The organism is Bradyrhizobium sp. LeoA1Lang (genome assembly GCF_055413685.1).
Genome location: NZ_JBVAPG010000023.1, coordinates 50,512 through 70,925, shown reverse-complemented (window position 1 = coordinate 70,925; position 20,414 = coordinate 50,512). Strand labels below are relative to the sequence as shown.

Genomic DNA, 20,414 nt, shown 5'->3' with positions numbered 1-20,414 from the left:
GCTTCTCATAGTTAGCAAGCAGTTGATCCAGCAGTTCAGGTGTAATCGTCGTGTCGGTCGTCATGTGAGTCTCCTCGGTAAGGTAAACTCACAGAAACCTGCTTACACATTCTTTCTGACACCCTCCGATCCACTGGCGACTGCTGACGACCCATCCGGTCACCAACATCGCCGACGCGCGCAGAACCGTTGATCTCTATCGGATGCGCTGGGTCGTCGAGGAGTACTTCCACACGCAGAAGACCGGAGGCTTCGATATCGAGGCCGCCGACATCAGTGATCCTGAGGCCATGATCAGGTTCGCCGCTGTTGTGGCCGTAGCGGCTGTATCGGTGATGCAACTGGTCAAGGCTCGCGACGGCACCACCGGCCAAAACCTGCTTGAGGCCTTCGAGCCTGCCGATCAACCCATCCTCGAAGCCGTCTCGGCCAAACTGGAAGGCAAGACCGAGCGGCAAAAGAACGCGCACCCTAAAGGTTCACTGGCCTTCGCCGCTTGGGTCATTGCCCGTCTGGGCGGATGGGACGGCTACTATGGCAAGCCCGGGCCGAAAACGATGCGCCTGGGGCTCGAAGCCTTCCAGCGCATCAAATTTGGTACCAGTCTGGCGCTCCGCGATGTGTGAATCGGACAGCCGCGCGCCGGGAGAGGTGAAGGAAGCGACGCTCAGCCCTTGATGAACGCGAGCAGGTCGGCGTTGATGGTGGCAGCTTCGGTCGTGGGCATGCCGTGCGGAAAGCCCTTGTAGGTCTTCAGCGTGCCGTTCTTCAACAGCTTGGCCGACAGCGGACCGGCGTCGGCATAGGGCACGATCTGGTCGTCGTCGCCATGCATGACGAGAACGGGCACGTTGATCTTCTTCAGGTCTTCGGTGAAGTCGGTTTGCGAGAAGGCGACGATGCCGTCGTAATGCGCCTTGGCGCCGCCCATCATGCCCTGGCGCCACCAGTTCTGGATGACCGCTTCCGACGGTTTGGCGCCCGGCCGGTTGTAGCCGTAGAACGGGCCCGCGGCGAGCTCGCGATAGAATTGCGAGCGATTCGCGGCGAGCTGCGCCTGCAGCCCGTCGAAGACGTCCTTGGGCAGGCCGCCCGGATTGGCCGGGGTCTGCACCATCAAGGGCGGCACCGCGCTGATGATCGCCGCCTTCGCCACCCGGCTCTCACCGTGCCGCGCGATATAGTGGACCACCTCGCCGCCGCCGGTGGAATGACCGACGTGAACGGCATTCTTCAGATCGAGATGCTCGGTCACCGCCGCGAGGTCGTCGGCATAGTGATCCATGTCGTGGCCATCGCTCACCTGGCTCGACCGGCCGTGGCCGCGGCGGTCATGCGCGATGACGCGAAAGCCGTGATTGAGGAAGAACAGCATCTGGGTGTCCCAGTCATCAGATGACAGCGGCCAGCCGTGACTGAAGACGATGGGCTGACCACTGCCCCAGTCCTTGTAAAAAATCATGACGCCGTCTTTGGTGGTGATCGTGGGCATCGCGCAGCCTTTCGTGCGAGTTAAGCTGATGGAACATACCGGTCGCGGGCATGCTCCGGATTTCAAAATCGCCCTGCGATATCAAATCACGATGTCAATTGGATCGTGAGCATGATCTCCGCGCAAACGCTTCGCGTTTGTCGCGAGGAAAACCGGTCTCCACTTTTCCGGATCATGCTTCAGGCGAAGGAGGCCATCGGCCTGAAGCGCCGCCAGATGCCGATGATCGCCACCACGAATAGCACCAGCACGATGCCCTGCACGACGGCGAAGACGGGGCCGGACGGCGGAGCCGGTGGCACGCTCGGCGCCAACGCGTGCAGCGGGGGTATCTTGAGGAAGGACTGAACCACCAGCACGAAGACGTTGAGATAGAGCGATATCATCGCCGTCACGATGTAGATCGGACGCCAGGTGCCCGAAAGCTTCATGACATAGAGCGCGATGCAGGCGATCGCGAGCAGGATCAACGAAATGATCCCGAATATATGCGAGGGCAGCAGCTCCTTGAACGGGAACATGAAGCCGGTGACGCTGGTGAGGATCGTGAACAGCAGGAAGATCGCGGTGAGCCCGGGCATCTGCTTCGAGCCGAGCAGCCCGAACATCACGCCAAGGCCCGCGACGATTGCAATCAGACTGATCACCACGTGAACAAGCGTAAACGTGGCCAAGCTCATACCCAGGACCATGTGAAGCACTCCCGATTGAGAACCGCGCTGAACACTACGATGCAACAAGTGAGATTGCTACATGCTTCGCGGATCGGAAGCCGGCTTATATGATGAAGATAAGATGATTATGATGCGAATAAACTAAAGTATGGGATTTGCCGAAACCGTTTGCATGCCTGTCATAAATGACAGCACACCGACAGCAATCACCAAACTATCTGAATTAGTGCTGTAGCCCGGGTGGAGCGAAACCCGGGGCCGCTCGCGTATGCTGACACGGATGTCCCGGGCTACGCGTTCCCCACGGCGCTATGAATCAATAATAGCGCGGGATCGGGCCGTTATGCGGCGTCTTGCGCTGCGAGAGATCGAACAGCACGCGATCGACATAGCACCAGCCCCAGCCTTCCGGCGGATCATAGCCTTCGATGATCGGATGGCCGGTCGCGTGGAAATGCGCGGTCGCATGCTTGTTGGGAGAATCGTCACAGCAGCCGACATGGCCGCAGGTGCGGCAGATGCGCAAATGCAGCCATTGGCTGCCGCTCTTCAGGCATTCCTCGCAGCCGAGCGCGCTCGGCGTGACGGTCTGAATGTCGGCGATATGGGTGCAGCCTTTCGACATCTGCTGTTTCCTAAGCCGTAGAATTGGCGTTGTCGGCGAGGAAGCCGTGCAGCGCCGCGACGACTTGCGCGCCCTCGCCGATCGCGCCGCCGACGCGCTTGACCGATCCGGAGCGGACATCGCCAACGGCGAAAACGCCGGGCACCGTTGTCTCCAGCAATTGTCCCTGCCGCAGGCCATCCTGGCCGCTCTGGCCGGTGAGCACGAAGCCTCCGCGGTCAACCTTGACGCCGCAGCCCTCGAGCCAGCCGGTCGCGGGATCGGCGCCGACGAACAGGAACACGTTGTTGACGTCGAGCGTGTGCTGCTCCGGCGCCAGGCGGCTCTTCCAGCGCGCGCGCTGGAGCGTGGCATCCTCGCCGCCTTCCAGCGCTGTGATCTCGGTGTCGAACATCAATTCGATGTTCGGCGTCGCCTCGATGCGCTCGATCAGGTAGCGCGACATGCTGGCCCCGAGGCCGCCGCCGCGGATCATCATGTAGACCTTGCGCACATGGCCCGACAGGAACACTGCGGCCTGGCCTGCCGAATTGCCGCCGCCGACCAGCACCACGTCCTGCCCGGCACACAGCTTGGCCTCGATCGGCGAGGCCCAGTACCAGACGCCGCGGCCTTCGAAGGCCTCGAGATTTTCGATGCTCGGCCGGCGATAGCGCGCCCCACTCGCAACCACGATCGATCGTGAGCGCAAGGTGTGCCCGCATTCGGTCGCGATCGAGAACAGGCCGTCGCGCTTGGAGCAGTCCAGCGACCTGACGGAAACCGGGATCAGGATATCAGCGCCGAATTTCTGCGCCTGGTTGAAGGCGCGGCCGGCGAGCGCCTGGCCGGAAATGCCGGTCGGAAAGCCCAGATAGTTTTCGATGCGGGCGCTAGCGCCGGCCTGGCCGCCGAAGGCGCGCGAATCGAGCACCGCGACCGACAGGCCTTCAGACGCCGCATAGACGGCGGTGGCGAGCCCGGCCGGCCCGCTGCCGACGACGGCAACGTCGTAGAGCTTGTCATGGGTGTGGCCGCCGATCATCGCCATCGCCATCGCAAGCGCGGTCTCGGACGGGTTGCGCAGCACGTTGCCGTTGGGGCAGACCACCAATGGCAACTCGGCGCGCGTGGCCGAGTAGCGCGCCACCAGGTCGGCCGCGTCCTTGTCAGTGGTGGGATCGACCACGTGATAGGGCTGGCCGTTGCGCGCCAGGAAATTCTGCAACTGCGCGATCTTTCCGAGCGACGGCGGGCCGATCAGCACGGGGCCGCCGACGCCGCCCTGGATCAGGTTGACGCGGCGCAGGATCAGCGCGCGCATGATGCGCTCGCCGAGATCGGCCTCGGCCACCAACAGCGCCCGCAATCTTTCCGGCGGAATCAAGAGCGTCTCGACATCGCCTTCGGCATGGCCGTCGACCAGCGCAGGCCGGCCGGAGAGCTGGGCAATCTCGGCCAGGAATTGTCCCGGGCCCTGGTCGATCACCGGCGTGACATGGCCGAGGCCATCGCGCTGGGTGATCGCGACCGTGCCCGAAAGCACCACGAACATGCCCGGTCCCGGCTTGCCGGTCTCGAACAGCGCTTCGCCGTCCGTATAGTGCCTGACCTCGCCGAACCGGCGCATGCGCTCGATCTCGTGCTCGGTCAGGGTCGGAAAGGTCTGCTCGTGCCGCGGAAACGCGAGGGACCTCGCGCTGATCGGATTCGCCATCGCCTCTGCAGCCATCTCAGCTACTCACTCCTCTTACCAAAACACGTCGCAACGATGCCCCGCATGCAGGGACCGGCTAGCGACCCGGCTCGCCATCGCTCGCGTCATCTAGTCGGCCTTCGGCCGGTTCGGAAGATGCAGGATCGCTGCGCCCGCGCGCCTGTGATTTCCGCCGCTTGAGGTTTTCGCGCAGCGCGAGCTTGAGGCGATGCTGTCTTGATTCGTCTGACGCAATCGCGGCCTGCTGCTCCCGCCTGTCTTTCTCGTCCTGCATGTTGCATCCGTCTTTCAAACTTGCATGACAATAGACCAGGCGCCGAGGGACATGCACCGGTCGATCGGGGAGGTGGGCCCCCCGGTCTTCCGTGCGGTGGCAGGACGAACCGGCCAAAGCCGCACTCCCGAGCGCCCTAGGGAACCGAAGCGCGCCGGATTGGCCGAATTTCGACCGGACGAAGCGTTTTTGCGAGCCGCCTCCCCGTCCCCGCGCTTGCGCCGGAGGGGGGCTTGTGGCAAGAACCGCCGCGCCCGGAGGCGCCAACTAGGCCGATTCTTTATTCCCGGGCATGCTGCCGTAGCTCAGTGGTAGAGCACTCCCTTGGTAAGGGAGAGGTCGACAGTTCAATCCTGTCCGGCAGCACCAGAAAACCCACAAAATCAGCAACTTAGATGACCGGCTCCCCGGCGGACGATACTCGATTTCGAGCCGGGTACCCAACCGGATCAAAAGTGCCGAACATGATCGATTTTTGCACAAGCGCCGCCATCAGGTCCAGATTTGGACCGCGTGATCGATTTCACGGCCGCCAGCGAAAATTCACGACTGCGGCGCCATACTCGGCGCCCTCGGCGTTATGTTTTTCACCCACTAGAGGGCGAAGACAGCGCTAACCCGGCCTATCGCTTGCGGATCGACGACGCTCCGCTCGCGCCAACCGCAGTCCTCGCAATTCAGGATGGATGGCGCATTTGCGCCGTCGGGCTAGTGGGTCAGTTTGTAGCAGTGCCCGCCGCCCCTATGCCTGACGCGCGCGCGGCACTTATCCAGCGTCGAAAATGAGCAGTCAGGCTGTCCTGCGGCTTTCGCCCCTCTTAGCTGCGCACAGAACGTGGCAGCGTTGGCAGGGTCTTGCGGATAAAGAACGAAGCTCATCGAGAGAAGCGTCATCATAGCGACAAATGCTAGCGTCGAACGCGACATATCAAGCCTCCCTATGAGGTCTTGCCCACGCGGCAAGCACACGCGTCGTCACAGCACGTTGGTCCGGAGCAGCGGCGGCGCCGCTCCGGACCAACGACACCGCTTTTGATCGGCCGGAGCACGCCAGAAGCGGCGCAAACTGGTGTATCGGCGTTCGCGGCGGGTCTTCAAGTAGAAGAAACCCGCCATTTTCGACGGAAAAAGTCCCTAGAGCTTCGGTTCTGATTGAATCAGAACCGAAGCTCTAGATTCTTGTTTTGACGCGTTTTCTGCGCAGATAAGTCTACGCAATCTGCGTAAACTTGATTGCTATGCGAACCGGCGTCCACCCTCGGATCAAGTCCGAGGGCGTGCTTCGCTCGAAAACGCTCTAGCCTAAGACCGATCGTCTTTTGCGCCCGGCGAGCACCGCACAGTATATGGCCGGATTGGTCGCGCGTTGAGGAGGAGTGATGGACCTCACTCAAATCATCGGCTTCGCGGCGGGATTCGGGACAACCTTCGCGGCTCTGCCCGACCTCATTGCGATGCTGAATCGGCGCTCCAGTGTCGGCATGAACCCCCGAATGGCGGCCATCACGGGCACTTTTCAAATTCTCTGGGTGATCTATGGCGTATCGATCGGCTCAAAGAACATCATCATGTGGAATGTGATCGCGGTCGCGACCAATTACCTTACCGTTGGGGCATACATGTACTTTCGTCGCCACGAAGCGCGATCGTGATATCGGATTGTGAGCTGAGCCGCGCGAAGCAACGCTACCTCATGTCCTGAGGGCGTCGACCATGTGGGCGATGAGAACGCCAACGCTGAGGACGAGCAGGCAAACAATTACAGCTTGAAACAACATCGGTGCGAATTCCGGTGGGGCCGAGGGCTTCATATAGTCCTCAAACGTCGGCGGCTTTTGGTCGTCCCGATGGCGCCTTGGTGTTCACGCGATTACAAATTTGCAAGGGTCGCGCTTGCAAGGGTCGCGCCGCTTCATCGACGTGGACAGGCATCCGGCCTACGCAATCGTTGGCCGTCGGCAAATTTTCGGGTTCTCGACTGGCGGGGCTATGCTCGCCATAACCGGGCACAACCCACGCTAGAGCGCTTCCACCTGGCCATGAGCGGGAAGTTACGAAAGGCGCGTTACGACGAAACCGCCGCACGGCCGCGATTGAGCTGGCGATGTCGGCTTATCGAGCTGAAAGCAGACATCGCGATGGCCCGCAGGCCGTTTTCCGATAATGAACCGCGCCAGTCAGCTACGCGAACCAGAAATCACTTGCGCTGAGGTTCTGAACGCCCGCGATGGTGAGGTCATTATTGGCATCAAAGTGAATGATGGTGTTTCCGCCGGTCACCTCGATATTCAAGTCGCCAAGATCGTGGATGTTGTTCGCTGCCAAAGCCGTGAGGTCGATCTTGTCTCGCCCTGCTTGGAAATCGGCCGTGTCATGCCCGCTCGAGGCGGCAAAGACGAACGTATCCGCGCCGCGTTCGCCAAGCATATTGTCGTTCCCGATGCCGCTCGTGAGCCGGTCGTTGCCATCGCCGCCATCAAGGACATTTCCTGACCCGCCAAAAACCGTGAGTTGATCATTGCCCGCACCGCCGCTGAGGAAGTTCGATCCGAGCGAACCAGGCGCAACGGTCGCCGTCAGGACATCGTTTCCAGCGCCGCCATCCAGGCGGTTCTCGGCAACAGAGTTGTCCGTAACGCCGGGCTTGGGCGTTGCCGAAAGAAACGCGGTGAGCTGATCATCTCCGGCCCCGCCATTCAGGACATTCGCGACATCGTAGAGATCCGCCCCGGGGGGACCAAACCTTCCGTCGGCTACCGCGTCGAGATGTGCCGTGAGGCTGTCGTTTCCGCTACCTCCCTCGAGTTGATTGAGTGCGCGAACAACTTGACCAAGCGCGGTGGAGTTCGCAATCAAGGTGTCGTTGCCTCTCCCGCCGTCCAGATAATTCGTGAGATCCGTAACGGTGTTCTCCCCATCGGTGGAATGAGTCGCCTCGAGGGTGTCGTTGCCGTCATCGCCCCAAAGCTGGTTGATGCCGACCGGCGTGGCGCTGTTTGAGTCTGTCACATTGAAAGCGTGCAATACGTCGTCGCCCCGGCCACCGTGAAGCTCGTTTGTTACCAGGTCGGTGGAATTGGATCGTCCTACAGCGCTCGCGTCCAGCACGTCGTTGCCGTCACCGCCGAAGAGTACGTTACTGGCGCTGCCGTGAAGCGCAGCGAATTCTGTTTCGGCATGAGCCGTGACGTGGTCATCGCCGGAGCCGCCATCGACGGTGTTCATGGCGATACTGTTTCCGAGAACGTTACGGCCATCTGCCAGGGCATGAATGGTGTCATCGCCGCTTCCGCCGAGCACATCGGTTCTGACCGTTACGCTTCCGAAGACAGCAAGCTCCACATTGGCCGTGGCGTTGATAGTGTCGTTTCCGCTGCCGCCATCGAGCAGCACATCTGCGGTCTTCTCGGTGCTCTGAGGCGGGCTCTCACCCTGAAGGGTGACGGTCCCATCGAGGTGGTCGTTGCCTGCCCCGCCGAATTGAATGGCAAGTCCGTGCAAATCGCCCTGCGGGACGACAACATTGGTTGTCAAAGTGTCATCGCCGCGACCGCCGATCAACGCGGTCCGGTTGAATGCGCTGCTCAAATGATCATCGCCGGCAAGGCCCAAGACAATGTCGCCGTCAGCCTGTGCGGCAAGGACATCGTCGTGTCTGGTGCCAATGATCAAACTGTTGATGGGATCGATGAGGGAAAGCCAATCGAAGGCCCGGGAATCTGGGAAAAACCCTTCAGTTCCCAACAATTGCTGAGCGGCCTGGCCTTCGATTTGAATCGTATTCGCCATATTTTCCTCCTTGGCACCCGGATAATGATGTCGACGAAAGCTGAGCGACGGATTCGAATTCCGCGAGACGCGAAAATAAATGACAATTAAATGACGACATTATGCGCTACGGCCCGCCCGGCAAATTCAGGTCGCGTATTTGGCGGCCACGGGCGCCTCTCGATTACCCTCCTACGTCGCTGTTGCCGTTGCAGTCTCCGCCGTCTGCGGAAGCAAAATCACCGCGAATTTTCCGCAGGCAGCAAGGAAATTGCGCCGATCAGAAGCGGGTTGGGATTCGACCAAGGGTCTGGCTCTTCTGAGTCGAGCATCCGAAGCTCTCTTTTTGCGGCATGAAAGAAACGAACCGATTTAATCCACCCAACAACAAAGCATTAAATCAGAAGTTGCGCGACATCTAATCACATTTAATGCGAACCGCGTAAATAAAGCCGGGTGCGACAATATATCCGGATATGTGGAACCGTCACGACTGGAGCGGTTCCCACTCGTCTCCGCGCCGCGCTTCGCGACAGGACGAGTCGCTTCGTAACATCAGGGATGACGCTGCGGCTCAGGTGAGCGGAAACCCGCGTGGCCGGGGCCGCTTGAATCCGCGGGGAAGCAGCCGGTGATGAGACTGAAGGGAAATCTTCAGCTCGTGCGCCTTCGCGATGACACCACCAGGAGATCGATGCAGCATCCGTGCGATGCTTTGTGCGGGGTAATCGCTACGCGCCATTCGCTTGAGATCGTCGATGTCGAGGTCAGACCAACGGCGTCCCATGATCCCTCGAGATAATTTTTTGAATACGGATCGAAACGAGCAATTAATTGGGTGGGCTTCGGGGGACCGAATCGGGAAATGCTTGCCGCGCTGAAAATGTACCGGGCCCCGGTTCTTTGACATTGCTAACACCGCGGCTGCGCCCGTTCTTCCCCGGGAAACTACGGCATTCGCCTGCAGAAACGTGAAGCAGTTCGATGGGGGTGGCGACTTCGGCGGTACTGCGCCTTTGCGCTCAGCGGAGCCGCGCTGACTTGGTCGGCTTGATCGTTCGAAGCGTGTTTCGGTTTGTCATCAAGCGGAATCCGTCCGTGAATTCAACAAGGCACCGGTTCTTGTTGCCGCGGACCAGCACGCGGCAACCTTGGCCCTTCCGTGCCTGGTCACGGCCGCGATAGATGTGTGTCAGCACTTTGTTGGACAGCACGATTGCCCTACCTTTCGTGCCAGGCTCAGTGAACGGCCCTGGCCGGGCGGTGGGACCGCTCAGGGGGCTCCGAAAAAATGCGCTAGGGTTCGGCGCCGAATGGTAGTTCCAGGGATGTGCCTTTTTAAGCTACCTTTTCGGGTATAAACGCGAAGCGCGATATCAGGCCGTGCACACGACAGCATGAAGCCAAGCGCCGAAGCGGCCGCTGCCGGATGACATTTCTGAAGATCGTCATGCGCGGCCCCGCTACGCCGATGTAGATCTCCGCACCAGTGCGTGCAAGCAATGGCATCTTTGATCGAAGCATTGACGTTCAGGTGAATCGCTTGCGACACAAACTGGAGGCCGATCCCGGCTCGCCGAAGATGATCTTGACCCACAGAGGAGTTGGATACCAATTCGCGTGCGACGTAGAGCGATGCTAGCGAGACGCGGTGCGGCATGCTGCCGCGTCAGTGATTCAGGCTTTATTGACCTATTTCACTCTTTTTGTCCTGGGGACGGACACGTGCATCGTTGTCACTAACCGTAGCGGTGCCCGGCGTTGGAGGCGACCAAAAGGGCTGGGCGATGCAGACGCTGTCGGTTCAAGGCGCGTGGTACAGGCCGTTCATGCTTCCCGAGCCGCCTTCGCCTCCTGATATCTTCCAGGTGCTCCAAGACGCGGCCGCGCCGCCAGCCACCTCCTCGCAAGCAGGGCCTGGCCAATCAACTGGCGCGCCGGACGCCGCGACGGGCGAAGGGAGCGCACCGGCCAACACCTCGAGCAGCATCGGCACTTCGCCTGTGGTGCAGGCGTTCCTGCTGCGATTGCAGGAGCTGGGGCTATCAACGGTTTCGGGCACCGACGGCAATGATCAGCTTGGCGGCTGGTCGAAGAGCCTCGTCGATGCCGGCACCGGCAACGACACCATCGACGTCTGGAGCGACAGCGTCGTGGACGCTGGCGCCGGCGATGACGCGATCAAGGCGTGGTCGAATAGCGTCGTCTACGGCGGCGCCGGCAATGACCGCATCGACGCCTGGTCCGGCAGCATTGTCGATGGCGGCGATGGCAGCGACGTCATCAAGGCCTGGTCCGACACGACCGTGCGCGGCGGCGCCGGCGACGATGTGATCAGCGGCTGGTCCAACAGCAAGATCAATGGCGGCGATGGCGACGACCAGATTTCGGCCTGGAGCGACAGTCTCGTCGAGGGCGGCGCCGGCAATGACCGGATTTCCGCGTATGGCAATGCGAATGTCTCAGGCGGAAGCGGCGACGACACCATCTGGGTCGGCTCCGACTCGGTCGTGAACTTCGCCAAGGGCGACGGTCACGACACCATCTATGCCGGTCCCAATACGATGCTGAAACTCGGCGATGGCCTCAGTGCCGACAACACCCGTGTGAGCGTATCCGGCTCCGTGGCGACGATCAGCTTCGAGGGCAGCGACGATAGTATCATGGTCCAGTTCGGACCGTACAGCCCGGCAACCCTGGCCTTCGCGGACGGCACTTCACTCACCATCACGCCGGAGAGCCGGATCGCGCGGACGCCATATTCGGCATCCGCCTGATTTCAATCGCGAGATGTCCCGACCGGGGCTGGCGGCGTGCTTCGTAGCGCGCCTTCGGCCCGTTCAGTCCGGACCTAGTACGTCGAACAAACTCGCGACCCAGATGATCTGGATTGCCAACGCAAAGGCGACGAACGAAACGTGGTATCGTTCGGAAGCCGTAAGCAGCGCCCCTATTGTCCCGCCGATCAGGAGGCTCTGCCTCACCGGATAATACCAGCCATAGAATTGCTTGTAGTAGTTCGCTCCTTTCAGGAGCGTGTCGAAAACATCAACTGAAAACACAATCAAAAGGAGAACGTAGAATACGGCCCTGCGATTCCAAAAATACTCCTTCAGCCCCTCATGTTCCCCGATGTTGTCCGGAAACACCATTGCGGACAGCATGACGAACACCACGGCGTAGCAGATGATGAGAAAATAGCTCTCGAACGTCCATCGCTCGATCTTGGACAGCGCGAATTCGAACCACCAGAAGTGGATGATGGCGAGGAACAGGAAGATGGCCCATCCAATATGGAGGAGGTTGATCCTCTCCTTTCCGGGGTGCTGAATGAACCGCGTCACGCCGCTGACGAGGCGGGCAAGGCTTATGCCCAGGATCATTCCGACGATGATGCGGATGTGGACGAAGATCTCGTGGCTCTGATGCAGGTCATTGTAGCCATCCATCCGAGTGCCCCCCGGTTGACGTCACAATGAGCTTCAGGCTCTGACGGCATGTGACTCCCGTGCCAGGAACCCTGGCACGTTCCGATCAGCTCGAACTGCGACGCCAACCAGGGATCTGGCTGGCGGACGCGTCACTTCGTGGTGTAGCCGCCGTTGACGAGAATGGTCTGACCCGTCATCCACCAGCCGTCGGACACCGTGAAGCGAATCCAGGGCACGATGTCCTGGATATCGGTGAGACCCGTCCTGGTCAACTTCGACAGGGCTGCCGCGGTCTTGTGATAGGCGACCGCATCGGCGCCTTCGGCCGGGTAGAAGAACGGCGTGTCCATCGGACCGGGGCCGATCGCCGTCACCGAAATGCCCCGCGCGCCGAACTCCTTGGCCGCGGCGCGCGTAAAGTGTTCGACCGGCGCTTTCATGCCAGCATAGGCTGCATAGAACGGCGTGAACGCCCCCAGCAGGGACGTGACCAGGGTGCAGATCTTGCCATTGTCGTTGAGCGTCTTGCCCGCTTCCTTGAGGAAAAAGAAAGCCGACTTCGAATTTACCGCGCTCATCTCGTCGAATTCAGCTTCGGTGATCTCGGCCATCGGCTTCTTGAGCACCTTGCCGACGGTATTGACGGCGATATCCGGCCTGCCGATGGCGGCAACGGTTTCGGCAAACAGCTTCTCGACGGCGGCGGCGCTGGTGAGGTCGCCTTGAAAGGCTACGCCCTTGGCGCCCGCAGCATTGATGGCCTTCACGGTCTCGTCGGCGGCCGGCTTCGTCGCAGCGCTATTGTAGTGGATCGCGACGGCTTTCGCGCCATGCACCGCAAGGTCTCGCGCGAGCAGGCCGCCGAGATTTTTCGCGCCGCCGGCGATGATGACGGTCTTCCCCTGGATGCTGTGATCGATCATCTTCTTTCTCCTTCGTGCTGCTGGGGCGCCAACGGCTTGAACTCCCGTCACGTGCCGCCCTTGCGAAGGGAAGCCGCGATCGTGAGGGCACCTCTCGTATCGAGTCTATCCCTTGCCCGATGATTGATGCCGTTTCATCAACCGGGCGCGACCCACGCGGTGAAACTGGGTGGTATTTCGACAACATGATCGCTTTCTGCTAGCCTGCCAATGACTGATCAAGCGAGTGCCAGCGTCGTGGATGACGTCGGCGCCATCCCCTGAACTGATGTTGTGGAGGAAGGACTTGCCAGCGTTGCTAGCTTGCGTTCCGGACGCCTGGGGTCCCAAATTCGGCACGGAAAGCGGCGCGGTCACGCGAACGCGGACGGGCCCGAACGAAATCGCCTTCAGGGCGCCGGCGCATATAGCGCTGGTGATGTTCACGCCGCAGCCCGATCGCGAGATCGCTCTCAACAGCAGCCGCAAGACGGTCACGCTGGCGCCGGTCGGGACGATCGAGGTCGTACCGGCCGAGGCTGATCTGTTCGCGCGCTGGCGCGTCGCGAAGGAGAACCTGCTCGTCGCGCACGACCAACACCGTCTGGCTCAGCTCGCCGGAGCGGAGTTTCAGAACGAGGATTTCGAGTTCCAGCCGCCCAGGCCAGGCTTCGTCGACCAGCAGGCGCTGTTGCTCGCCAATCTGATCCGCGCCGAATTCCAGCGCGGCGAAGCCGCGAACGACCTCTGCTTTGACGCATTGATCACGCTGTTTGGCACTCACCTGTTGCGCAGCTATTCGTCCTTCAGCGCTCGGCCGCGCCCTCTGCTCAGCGGCGGTCTTTCACCCAGGGCATGGCGCGCCGTGACTGCCTACATCCATGCCAATCTTTCGGAGAGCCTGTCCGTCGGTCGCCTTGCCGAACTGGCCGGACTTTCACCCAGCCATTTCCTGCGCGCCTTCCGGCAAACGTCCGGCCAGGCGCCACACCAATATCAGGCGCCACACCAATATGTCGTCGCGCAGAGGCTCGCCCTTGTCGAACGGCTTACCAAGACAACCGACATGCCTTTCGCCGCGGTGGCCAAAGCCGCCGGCTTTTCCAGCAACAGCCATATGACCGCAACCATGAAGCGGACGCGGGGAGTCACGCCGAACAACCTTCGCCGCGACGACCGCCGCTAGTCCTTCGACCGCAGGATGCTGATCCGTGTTTCGTCGACGAAGCTCTTCGTATCCTGATCGGCCCGGCGGAACAGATTGCGTTCCACGACGAGTGAGCGGCCGCTGATGGTCTTGGTGCAGCGCTCCTTGAGGTAGACGCCGCCGACCGGCTGGTCTCCCTGATCAGGCTGGCGTTCGGTGCAGGCCCAGCCCTCCGCGCCGTAGCGGGACTTGGCTTGCAGCCCGAGCAGGAACGCCTTCTTCCGGATGTAGAGGCGCGCCTTCGGATCGGTCTCGATCAGCAAGCCGGAGACATGCCCGCTATCGTCGATCGATAGGGTCAGAAGCGCCGGATGGCCCGCCACCATCGTGCCGTCTCGGCTGGTCATCGGATCATATCCAAACCGGATCGCCCGCGTTCCGCTGGCGCCGGCAGGACAGTCACGCCAATCCTTCCAGCCGGTCAAAATATGCCGCGGATCCGTCGCACAGTAGAAATCGACATAGCCTGACTCCGCCAGTTCGTTGATGGCCATGCCGAGGCGGATGTCGCGCAGGTCGTTGCCGCCGAATTCCTCCGTCCGCGCCGGAGAATTGGCGAGCGCGACCGCCTGCCAGGCGAGCAGAGCGCTGAGGATTCCACAAAGTTTCAACCTGATCGTCACTGGCTCTTCCCCGTGCTGGCCGTCGCATCATCCTGCTTCTTGTAGATGTCGCAAACCCGCGACGTGCTCGAGAAGAAGGTGACGCATTCCGCATAAGTGGGCTCGCCAGCACCCTTGATATGCGCAAGCACATAGTCGGCGACCGCCTCGATATCCTTCTGCCGCAGGAACGTTCCGGCCTCAGGCGGCATATGGCTGCCCGCCTCCTCGCGGTTCATGCCGTAGCACTTCACCTCATCATAGGCGCCGCGCACGAAGAACGGCATGCCTGTGCTGGGCCGCCCGCAACTGACCGTTTCAATGATTTGCTCGCGCGTCAGCACGGTCTTGCGCAGCGACAGCGCATCGCCACCGTAGCCACCGCCGCCATTGCCGTGCCATTTGTGGCAACCCATGCAATTGGCCTTGCTGAACACCGCCTTGCCGGCATTGGTCGGATCCGAAGCCGTCGCCTGCCCCGACTGACCGAAAGCTGCGGTTGGCATCGAAAGAATCAGGGCGACGACACTCATGAGCAGCACACGTGCCGCCGCCGAGGATGCGTTGAAGATCATCATGACGTCTCTTGTTGACGAAGCGGGAGGGCCCGACATTGCGGGCCCTCCATGGTTGGAAACTCAGAGCGCGAACACGTAGAGCATCGATCCCGGCTGGATCTTCTTCAGCTCGGGCGTTGAATCGATGAACCATTTGTCCCAGGCGCCGCCGAGACCGACGAGGATGGCGAGATATTGCTTGCCATCGACCGTGAAGGTCATCGGCGGTGCGTTGACGCCGCCTCCGGTGTTGAACTCCCAGAGCTTCTGCAGCGACTTGGCATCAAGCGCCATCACTTCGCCGGACGGCTGGCCGCTGAAGACGAGATCAGGAGTTGCAAGAATGCCGCCCAGATTGGGGAACGGCGTTTCCATCTTGCCGGCGATCTTCCCGGTGGTGACGTCGATCGCGGTGACGCTGCCCGTGATCTTGAACGGCTGGCTCGGACCACCGCCGGTCCAGAACTCACGCGGCTTCAGCTTGTCGGGCGTAGCGACCTCGACCTTGATCCGGTTGCAGCTCTCGATCACCGGGATGTACCAGAGCTTCAGGTCCGGATTGTAGGCGGTCGGCGGCCAGTTCTTGCCGCCCATGTTGCCGGGGCAGATGTCGGTTTCCATGTTGGTGCGGCTCGGCGTCACCGAGGCGACGTAAGTCTGCACCGCCTTGTTCGGGTCGTACTCGATCGGCTTGCCGGTCTCCGCATCGAGCCCCTTGGTCCATGTGACCTTCTTGACGAACGGAAGGCCCCAAATGAACTTGCCGGTGGTGCGGTCGATCGCATAGGCGAAGCCGTTGCGGTCGGCTTCGAGCGCGAGCTTGCGCGGTCCGGTGGGTCCGGGAATATCGACCAGCACGTTCTCCGCCACGCTGTCATAGTCGTAAGGGTCGTTCGGCGTGTGCTGATAGTGCCACTTGATCTTGCCGGTGTTGGCATCGAGGGCCAGCGAGCTGTCGGTGTAGAGGTTGTCGCCGGGCCGATACTCGTTGTCCCAGTCCGGTCCCGGATTGCCGACGCCCCAAATGATGGTGTCGGTCGACGGATCGTAGCTGCCGGTCACCCAGGTCGAACCGCCGCCGGCGGCAGCCGCGTTGTTGCTGTCCTTCCAGGTGTCGCTGCCTGGCTCGCCCTTGCCCGGAATCGTATGCGTGCGCCAGAGTTCCTTTTGGGTGTTGAGATCGGTCGCGGCGATCCAGCCGCGGATGCCGTATTCCGCGCCGGCCACGCCTGTTATCGCCATGTTCTTGACGATCAGCGGCGCGCCGGTGATGACTTCGCCCTTATCAGGATCGGCGACGGTGCGTTGCCAGGCGACCTGACCGGTCTCCTTGTTGGTCGCGATCAGCCGGCCGTCCAGCGTGTGGGAAACGACGAGATTGCCCCACAAGGCAACGCCGCGGTTGTCGACGCCGCAGCAGGCGACGGCACCGGCCCAGTCACGGTCGGTCTTGGGATCCATCTTCCAGACCAACTGGCCGCGGCCGCCATGCGCGTCGATCTTGTAGACCGAGCCCCATCCGTCAGTGACGTAGAGGAAGCCGTTTTCGGCGATCGGCGTGCCTTCGAGGCCGCCATGGCTCCAGATGCCGCCGGGCTCGATGCCGCCGAGATGCATGGTCCAGGCGACCTTCAGGTTCTTCACGGTATCGCGGTTGATCTCCTTGAGGGAGGAGAACCGGTGAGCGGAGTAGTTCTGGTGATGATGAAGCCAGTTGCCCGGTTCCTTGTCGACGTTGAGCAACCGTTCCTGGTTGACCTCGTCAGCGGCGAAAGCCGGCAATGCCGCCATCATGCCTCCGGCGGCGACTGCTGCGGCGAGCAGACCCGCTCGCCTGGTGATTCTTCTTGCGTGACCTGAAAATCGCTCCATGAGCAAATGCCCTCCTATGGCAAGTTCATGTTGGATCGAGCGCTCGGCATATCCGAACCGCTCAGTCGAGAAGCCTCATTCAGCGGGCTCACCTTGCCCGTTGTCGCGATCACGGCGTTCGTGAAACCTCCACCTCCGTTTCCTTGGTTCCGGCTTTCTGGAAGACGACGGCGCATGTGAACTTCTCGCCGTCGACAAGCTTCTGCCGCGTCTGCAGCAGCATCACGTGATATCCGTCGCGCTTGAGCTCGGTCGTCTTGTTTTCCGGAATCGGAATCGACTTGATCTCGCGCATGGCCGGCGCGCCTTCCCCGCGATCGACGGTGTGCTTTTCGGAGAAGTTCGCGAACGGACAGCGGACGCGCAATATCGCGTCGGGCTCGGTCGCATCGTTCCTGATCGTCATCAGTAGCGGGAGATTGATGCCGATCTCGTTGGATGCAGGCACGCGGGCGTTGGTCACCTGCAGCGGAACATCCGCCGCGGCGGCCCCGAGCGTCAGCCAGGTTCCGACCGTAACCAATCCAATCGCAAGGATTCCCGATCTGCGGGACAGCGATGTCGCTATGGCGATCATCGGCTACGTCCTGGCGGAAGCGTGATCCTGCGAGTGCCCTGTCGGCAGCGAGCGACAGGTGACGGATGCCCAAACGAAATGCTTCGTCCGACTCATCGGCGCATTCCTCCCAAGATCATTCTTTTTTCTTAGCGAGCGACGTTACGCTCGTTGCAAAAACAAATCATCCCAAAATATGGCGACGAGAGGACCGATGTCTGGAAAAGGATTCCAATGAATGATGCGCTTCACGCATTTCATTCCAACGATGCGCACAGAGACAAGGCGTGGTCACGCCCGCGCGAGAGCCAAGTGTTCGTGAGTGCTCAACCAGCGCAGTGCAAGCGCGCTGGTACATTGGATTCCAAGCGGGCCATGATGGCCTCGAAGCGACCCCGATACGCGTCGATCAAACTTTGCTCAAATCACTCGAAGACTTCGTTGCACCGCAACAGCCGTGGCCGGCAACAGCGTTGTGATCCTCATTCTCCTTTGAGACCGGCGTCGCGGATCAACTGGCCCCACTTGCTCGTCTCCGCGTCGATGAACGCGCCGAACTCCGCGGCCGTGCTGCCGCGGACTTCCAGCCCCTGGGCGAACAGCTTTTGCTTCACGTCGGGATCGGCAAGGATGCGGACGATCTTGTCCTGCAGCCGATCGACGACGGAGCGCGGCGTGGCAGCCGGCGCCATGAAGCCGTACCAGCCGGCAGCGATCACATTGGGCAGACCTTGCTCACGCAAGGTGGGCGCGTCCGGATAGATCTGGCTGCGCTCGACTGACGCCACACCCAGCACGCGGAACTTGCCGCTTTGGATATAAGGCAACGCCGTGCTGATCGCGGTCAGCGTGGCATCGACGCGGCCTGCCAGCAATTCCGTGTAAGACATCGCATCGCCGCGGAAGGGAACGTTGAGGCCCTTGACGCCCGCATCCCTGAACAACAGCTCGGCCGCCAGATGGGGTTGGGAGCCGGCGCCTGGAGAGGCGAAGGTAAGCCCGTTGGGCTGCTGCTTGCCGTAGGCGATCAGCTCCTGCAGGTTCTTGAAGGGCGCCTCCGCACTGATGATCAGGAACAGCGGCGCGATGACCGCCATCGCCACCGGCTGCAGGTCCTTGCGGTCATAGCCCAGTTTTCCGAACAGCGCCTCGGCCGTCGCATAGGGCGCCGCGGCGTAAAGGAAGGTGTAGCCATCCGGCGTGGCGCGCGCGACCGCTTCGTTGGCGAGGCGCGTGCCCGCGCCCGGCCTGTTCTCGACGATGCATTGCTGGCCGAGCTGACGCTCGAGCTGCTCGGTCAGGATGCGCAGCGAGATGTCGTTGGCGCCGCCTGCCCCATACGGCGATACAAACCGCACAAGACGCGAAGGCCAGGCCCCCTGTGCGAACCCCCGGGAACCGCAGACCGCAGCGAAGCAGGCCGCGACGCTGCCCAGCAGAGTTCGGCGTGTGACTTTCATGAATGCCTCCCTTTCGTTGTTGCACGTCCGCAGCGTGTTCTTGTTGTCTCCGCGGAACCGCGCCGGTGCATGGCCGACCTCAGATCACTTTCTTCTGGGTGAGCCGTTCGATCTGCTGCTCCGAAAGGCCGAGCCAGTCCCGATAGACCTCGCGATTGTCCTGCCCGACGTCGCCGGCGGAATGGCGCAATTGCGCGGGATCGGCGGCAAAGCGCGGGACGACATTCGCCATCGCCACCGAGCCGAAGTCGCGATCAGGAACGCGGGCGATCATCTCGCGCGCCTTGGCTTGCGGGTCTGCCGCGATCTGATCGATCGAATAGATTGGCGCGATCGTGCCCTGCGCGGCCGTGAATTTTGCGAGCACCTCCTCGAGCGTGTGTTCGGCACACCACGCCGCGAAGATCTCGTTGAGCTCGCCCGCATGCTTCACGCGCCGCTCGTTGCCGGAGAAGCGCGGGTCCTCGATCAGGTCGGGCCGTCCGATCGCCCGGCAGTTCGCCGCATAGAGCCCATTGGTCGAACCTGCGAGCGTGACCCAGCGATCGTCCTTGGTGCGAAACACCGCCGCCGGCGCGGAATAGCCGTTGGCATTGCCGATCCGGCTGCGCACGGAACCAAGCTGGTCGAACTCGATGGGAAGGACATCGAGCAACCGGAACACCGCCTCGGTCAATGCGAGATCGATCTCTTCGCCGGGAGCATCGGGATCCCGCGCCCGCTTCCACAGCGCCGCGAGCACGCCGACGGCGCCGAACAGGCCGCCGATGGAGTCCCCGATCGGGTAGCCGGGATGCGTAGGCTCGCCGTCGGCCTCGCCCGTGATGTAGGTCAGCCCGCTCATCGCCTCGAAAATGCGGGCGAAGCCGGGTCTATCGCTATAGGGCCCGTCCTGTCCGAAAGCCGTCGCACGCAGAATAACGAGGCGAGGCTGGATCGACCACAGGACTTCGTTCGAGAGACCCCAGCAATCGAGCGTGCCCGGACGAAAATTCTCGATCAGCACGTCGAAGCGCGGCAGCATCTGCTTGAACAGCGCAAGGCCTTCGGGGGTGCGAAGATCCAGCGTCGCGAATTTCTTGTTGCGGTTTGCCGCCTTCCACCACAGGGGCTTGCCGTCCTTCAACGGCGGGAACGACCTGAGCCCATCGCCCTGCCCCGGCATCTCGATCTTGAGGACCTCGGCGCCATAGTCGGCCAGCAGGGTAGCGGCCAGCGGCGCGGCGATGATGGTGGCGATGTCGAGAACCTTCAATCCCGCGAGCGGTCCGGCCATCTCATGCTCCGCCGCTCGTTTC

Annotated in this window: 18 protein-coding genes, 1 tRNA gene and 1 pseudogene; 6 read left to right on the top strand and 14 right to left on the bottom strand. The window is 61.6% G+C overall.

The window, feature by feature from the left end; genetic code table 11:
- The first annotated feature begins 203 nt into the window (after positions 1-203).
- Positions 204-626, top strand: coding sequence for a hypothetical protein (locus ACZYOF_RS11145; RefSeq protein ID WP_463715782.1), 423 nt, complete (start codon positions 204-206; stop codon positions 624-626).
- Between the two features lie 41 nt (positions 627-667).
- On the opposite strand, the gene ACZYOF_RS11140 is transcribed toward ACZYOF_RS11145, so the two are convergent.
- The 5 genes from ACZYOF_RS11140 to ACZYOF_RS11120 form a co-directional block, all read right to left on the bottom strand.
- Entirely contained in the window at positions 668-1,492 is an 825-nt protein-coding gene (locus ACZYOF_RS11140) for an alpha/beta fold hydrolase (protein WP_130579949.1), read from the bottom strand.
- 179 nt (positions 1,493-1,671) lie between these two features.
- On the bottom strand, positions 1,672-2,184 hold the full coding sequence (locus ACZYOF_RS11135; protein ID WP_463715781.1) for a hypothetical protein: 513 nt from the start codon (positions 2,182-2,184) through the stop codon (positions 1,672-1,674).
- A 298-nt stretch (positions 2,185-2,482) separates the two neighbouring features.
- On the bottom strand, positions 2,483-2,791 hold the full coding sequence (locus tag ACZYOF_RS11130; protein ID WP_130579947.1) for a UBP-type zinc finger domain-containing protein: 309 nt from the start codon (positions 2,789-2,791) through the stop codon (positions 2,483-2,485).
- Positions 2,792-2,801: 10 nt separating this feature from the next.
- Positions 2,802-4,502: an FAD-dependent oxidoreductase gene (locus ACZYOF_RS11125; protein WP_463715780.1), complete on the bottom strand. Its 1,701-nt coding sequence runs from the start codon at positions 4,500-4,502 to the stop codon at positions 2,802-2,804.
- Between the two features lie 61 nt (positions 4,503-4,563).
- The gene (locus ACZYOF_RS11120; RefSeq protein WP_463715779.1) at positions 4,564-4,761 is read right to left on the bottom strand and encodes a hypothetical protein; all 198 of its coding nucleotides are present in this window, start codon (positions 4,759-4,761) and stop codon (positions 4,564-4,566) included.
- Between the two features lie 294 nt (positions 4,762-5,055).
- Between ACZYOF_RS11120 and ACZYOF_RS11115 the strand changes: the two genes are divergently transcribed.
- Positions 5,056-5,130 (top strand) — tRNA-Thr (locus tag ACZYOF_RS11115).
- A gap of 1,010 nt (positions 5,131-6,140) precedes the next feature.
- Positions 6,141-6,413: a SemiSWEET family sugar transporter gene (locus tag ACZYOF_RS11110; RefSeq protein WP_463715784.1), complete on the top strand. Its 273-nt coding sequence runs from the start codon at positions 6,141-6,143 to the stop codon at positions 6,411-6,413.
- A 529-nt stretch (positions 6,414-6,942) separates the two neighbouring features.
- On the opposite strand, the gene ACZYOF_RS11105 is transcribed toward ACZYOF_RS11110, so the two are convergent.
- Complete coding sequence (locus tag ACZYOF_RS11105; RefSeq protein WP_463715778.1) at positions 6,943-8,550, bottom strand: calcium-binding protein; 1,608 nt, start codon at positions 8,548-8,550, stop codon at positions 6,943-6,945.
- A gap of 1,471 nt (positions 8,551-10,021) precedes the next feature.
- Here ACZYOF_RS11105 and ACZYOF_RS11100 point away from each other — a divergent pair.
- Positions 10,022-10,171: pseudogene (locus tag ACZYOF_RS11100) on the top strand (winged helix-turn-helix domain-containing protein); the annotation flags it as partial.
- A gap of 91 nt (positions 10,172-10,262) precedes the next feature.
- Positions 10,263-11,306: a calcium-binding protein gene (locus tag ACZYOF_RS11095; RefSeq protein ID WP_463715777.1), complete on the top strand. Its 1,044-nt coding sequence runs from the start codon at positions 10,263-10,265 to the stop codon at positions 11,304-11,306.
- Positions 11,307-11,369: 63 nt separating this feature from the next.
- Here ACZYOF_RS11095 and ACZYOF_RS11090 read toward each other — a convergent pair whose 3' ends face one another.
- Both ACZYOF_RS11090 and ACZYOF_RS11085 read right to left on the bottom strand, forming a co-directional pair.
- Positions 11,370-11,978 (bottom strand): hypothetical protein, encoded by a 609-nt coding sequence (locus tag ACZYOF_RS11090; protein ID WP_463715776.1) that lies wholly within the window; start codon positions 11,976-11,978, stop codon positions 11,370-11,372.
- Positions 11,979-12,109: 131 nt separating this feature from the next.
- Positions 12,110-12,883 (bottom strand): SDR family oxidoreductase, encoded by a 774-nt coding sequence (locus ACZYOF_RS11085; RefSeq protein ID WP_463715775.1) that lies wholly within the window; start codon positions 12,881-12,883, stop codon positions 12,110-12,112.
- Positions 12,884-13,169: 286 nt separating this feature from the next.
- On the opposite strand from ACZYOF_RS11085, the gene ACZYOF_RS11080 reads away from it, so the two are divergent.
- Complete coding sequence (locus ACZYOF_RS11080; RefSeq protein WP_463715774.1) at positions 13,170-14,048, top strand: AraC family transcriptional regulator; 879 nt, start codon at positions 13,170-13,172, stop codon at positions 14,046-14,048.
- Here ACZYOF_RS11080 and ACZYOF_RS11075 read toward each other — a convergent pair.
- The 6 genes from ACZYOF_RS11075 to ACZYOF_RS11050 all read right to left on the bottom strand — a co-directional run bounded on the left by ACZYOF_RS11075 (position 14,045) and on the right by ACZYOF_RS11050 (position 20,392).
- Entirely contained in the window at positions 14,045-14,692 is a 648-nt protein-coding gene (locus ACZYOF_RS11075; RefSeq protein ID WP_463715773.1) for a hypothetical protein, read from the bottom strand. The two genes, ACZYOF_RS11080 and ACZYOF_RS11075, sit on opposite strands and share 4 nt — an antisense overlap.
- Entirely contained in the window at positions 14,689-15,249 is a 561-nt protein-coding gene (locus ACZYOF_RS11070) for a c-type cytochrome (protein ID WP_463715772.1), read from the bottom strand. Before ACZYOF_RS11070 ends, ACZYOF_RS11075 begins: the two co-directional genes overlap by 4 nt.
- A gap of 60 nt (positions 15,250-15,309) precedes the next feature.
- The gene (locus ACZYOF_RS11065) at positions 15,310-17,100 is read right to left on the bottom strand and encodes a PQQ-dependent dehydrogenase, methanol/ethanol family (protein ID WP_282531888.1); all 1,791 of its coding nucleotides are present in this window, start codon (positions 17,098-17,100) and stop codon (positions 15,310-15,312) included.
- 109 nt (positions 17,101-17,209) lie between these two features.
- Positions 17,210-17,677 carry a copper chaperone PCu(A)C gene (locus tag ACZYOF_RS11060; protein WP_463715771.1) on the bottom strand — a complete coding sequence of 156 codons (468 nt, stop codon included), beginning with the start codon at positions 17,675-17,677 and terminating at the stop codon, positions 17,210-17,212.
- A 461-nt stretch (positions 17,678-18,138) separates the two neighbouring features.
- Positions 18,139-19,116: a Bug family tripartite tricarboxylate transporter substrate binding protein gene (locus ACZYOF_RS11055; RefSeq protein ID WP_463715770.1), complete on the bottom strand. Its 978-nt coding sequence runs from the start codon at positions 19,114-19,116 to the stop codon at positions 18,139-18,141.
- Positions 19,117-19,195: 79 nt separating this feature from the next.
- Positions 19,196-20,392, bottom strand: coding sequence for a CaiB/BaiF CoA transferase family protein (locus ACZYOF_RS11050; RefSeq protein WP_463715769.1), 1,197 nt, complete (start codon positions 20,390-20,392; stop codon positions 19,196-19,198).
- Positions 20,393-20,414: the final 22 nt, after the last annotated feature.

Excerpts from the sequence above, each read along its gene's own strand:
- ACZYOF_RS11145 (WP_463715782.1), top strand. The coding sequence starts at position 204 with ATGCGCTGGGTCGTCGAGGAGTACTTCCACACGCAGAAGACCGGAGGC.
- ACZYOF_RS11140 (WP_130579949.1), bottom strand. The coding sequence starts at position 1,492 with ATGCCCACGATCACCACCAAAGACGGCGTCATGATTTTTTACAAGGAC.
- ACZYOF_RS11135 (WP_463715781.1), bottom strand. The coding sequence starts at position 2,184 with ATGGTCCTGGGTATGAGCTTGGCCACGTTTACGCTTGTTCACGTGGTG.
- ACZYOF_RS11130 (WP_130579947.1), bottom strand. The coding sequence starts at position 2,791 with ATGTCGAAAGGCTGCACCCATATCGCCGACATTCAGACCGTCACGCCG.
- ACZYOF_RS11125 (WP_463715780.1), bottom strand. The coding sequence starts at position 4,502 with ATGGCTGCAGAGGCGATGGCGAATCCGATCAGCGCGAGGTCCCTCGCG.
- ACZYOF_RS11120 (WP_463715779.1), bottom strand. The coding sequence starts at position 4,761 with ATGCAGGACGAGAAAGACAGGCGGGAGCAGCAGGCCGCGATTGCGTCA.
- ACZYOF_RS11110 (WP_463715784.1), top strand. The coding sequence starts at position 6,141 with ATGGACCTCACTCAAATCATCGGCTTCGCGGCGGGATTCGGGACAACC.
- ACZYOF_RS11105 (WP_463715778.1), bottom strand. The coding sequence starts at position 8,550 with ATGGCGAATACGATTCAAATCGAAGGCCAGGCCGCTCAGCAATTGTTG.
- ACZYOF_RS11090 (WP_463715776.1), bottom strand. The coding sequence starts at position 11,978 with ATGGATGGCTACAATGACCTGCATCAGAGCCACGAGATCTTCGTCCAC.
- ACZYOF_RS11085 (WP_463715775.1), bottom strand. The coding sequence starts at position 12,883 with ATGATCGATCACAGCATCCAGGGGAAGACCGTCATCATCGCCGGCGGC.
- ACZYOF_RS11070 (WP_463715772.1), bottom strand. The coding sequence starts at position 15,249 with ATGATGATCTTCAACGCATCCTCGGCGGCGGCACGTGTGCTGCTCATG.
- ACZYOF_RS11065 (WP_282531888.1), bottom strand. The coding sequence starts at position 17,100 with ATGGAGCGATTTTCAGGTCACGCAAGAAGAATCACCAGGCGAGCGGGT.
- ACZYOF_RS11060 (WP_463715771.1), bottom strand. The coding sequence starts at position 17,677 with ATGATCGCCATAGCGACATCGCTGTCCCGCAGATCGGGAATCCTTGCG.
- ACZYOF_RS11055 (WP_463715770.1), bottom strand. The coding sequence starts at position 19,116 with ATGAAAGTCACACGCCGAACTCTGCTGGGCAGCGTCGCGGCCTGCTTC.
- ACZYOF_RS11050 (WP_463715769.1), bottom strand. The coding sequence starts at position 20,392 with ATGGCCGGACCGCTCGCGGGATTGAAGGTTCTCGACATCGCCACCATC.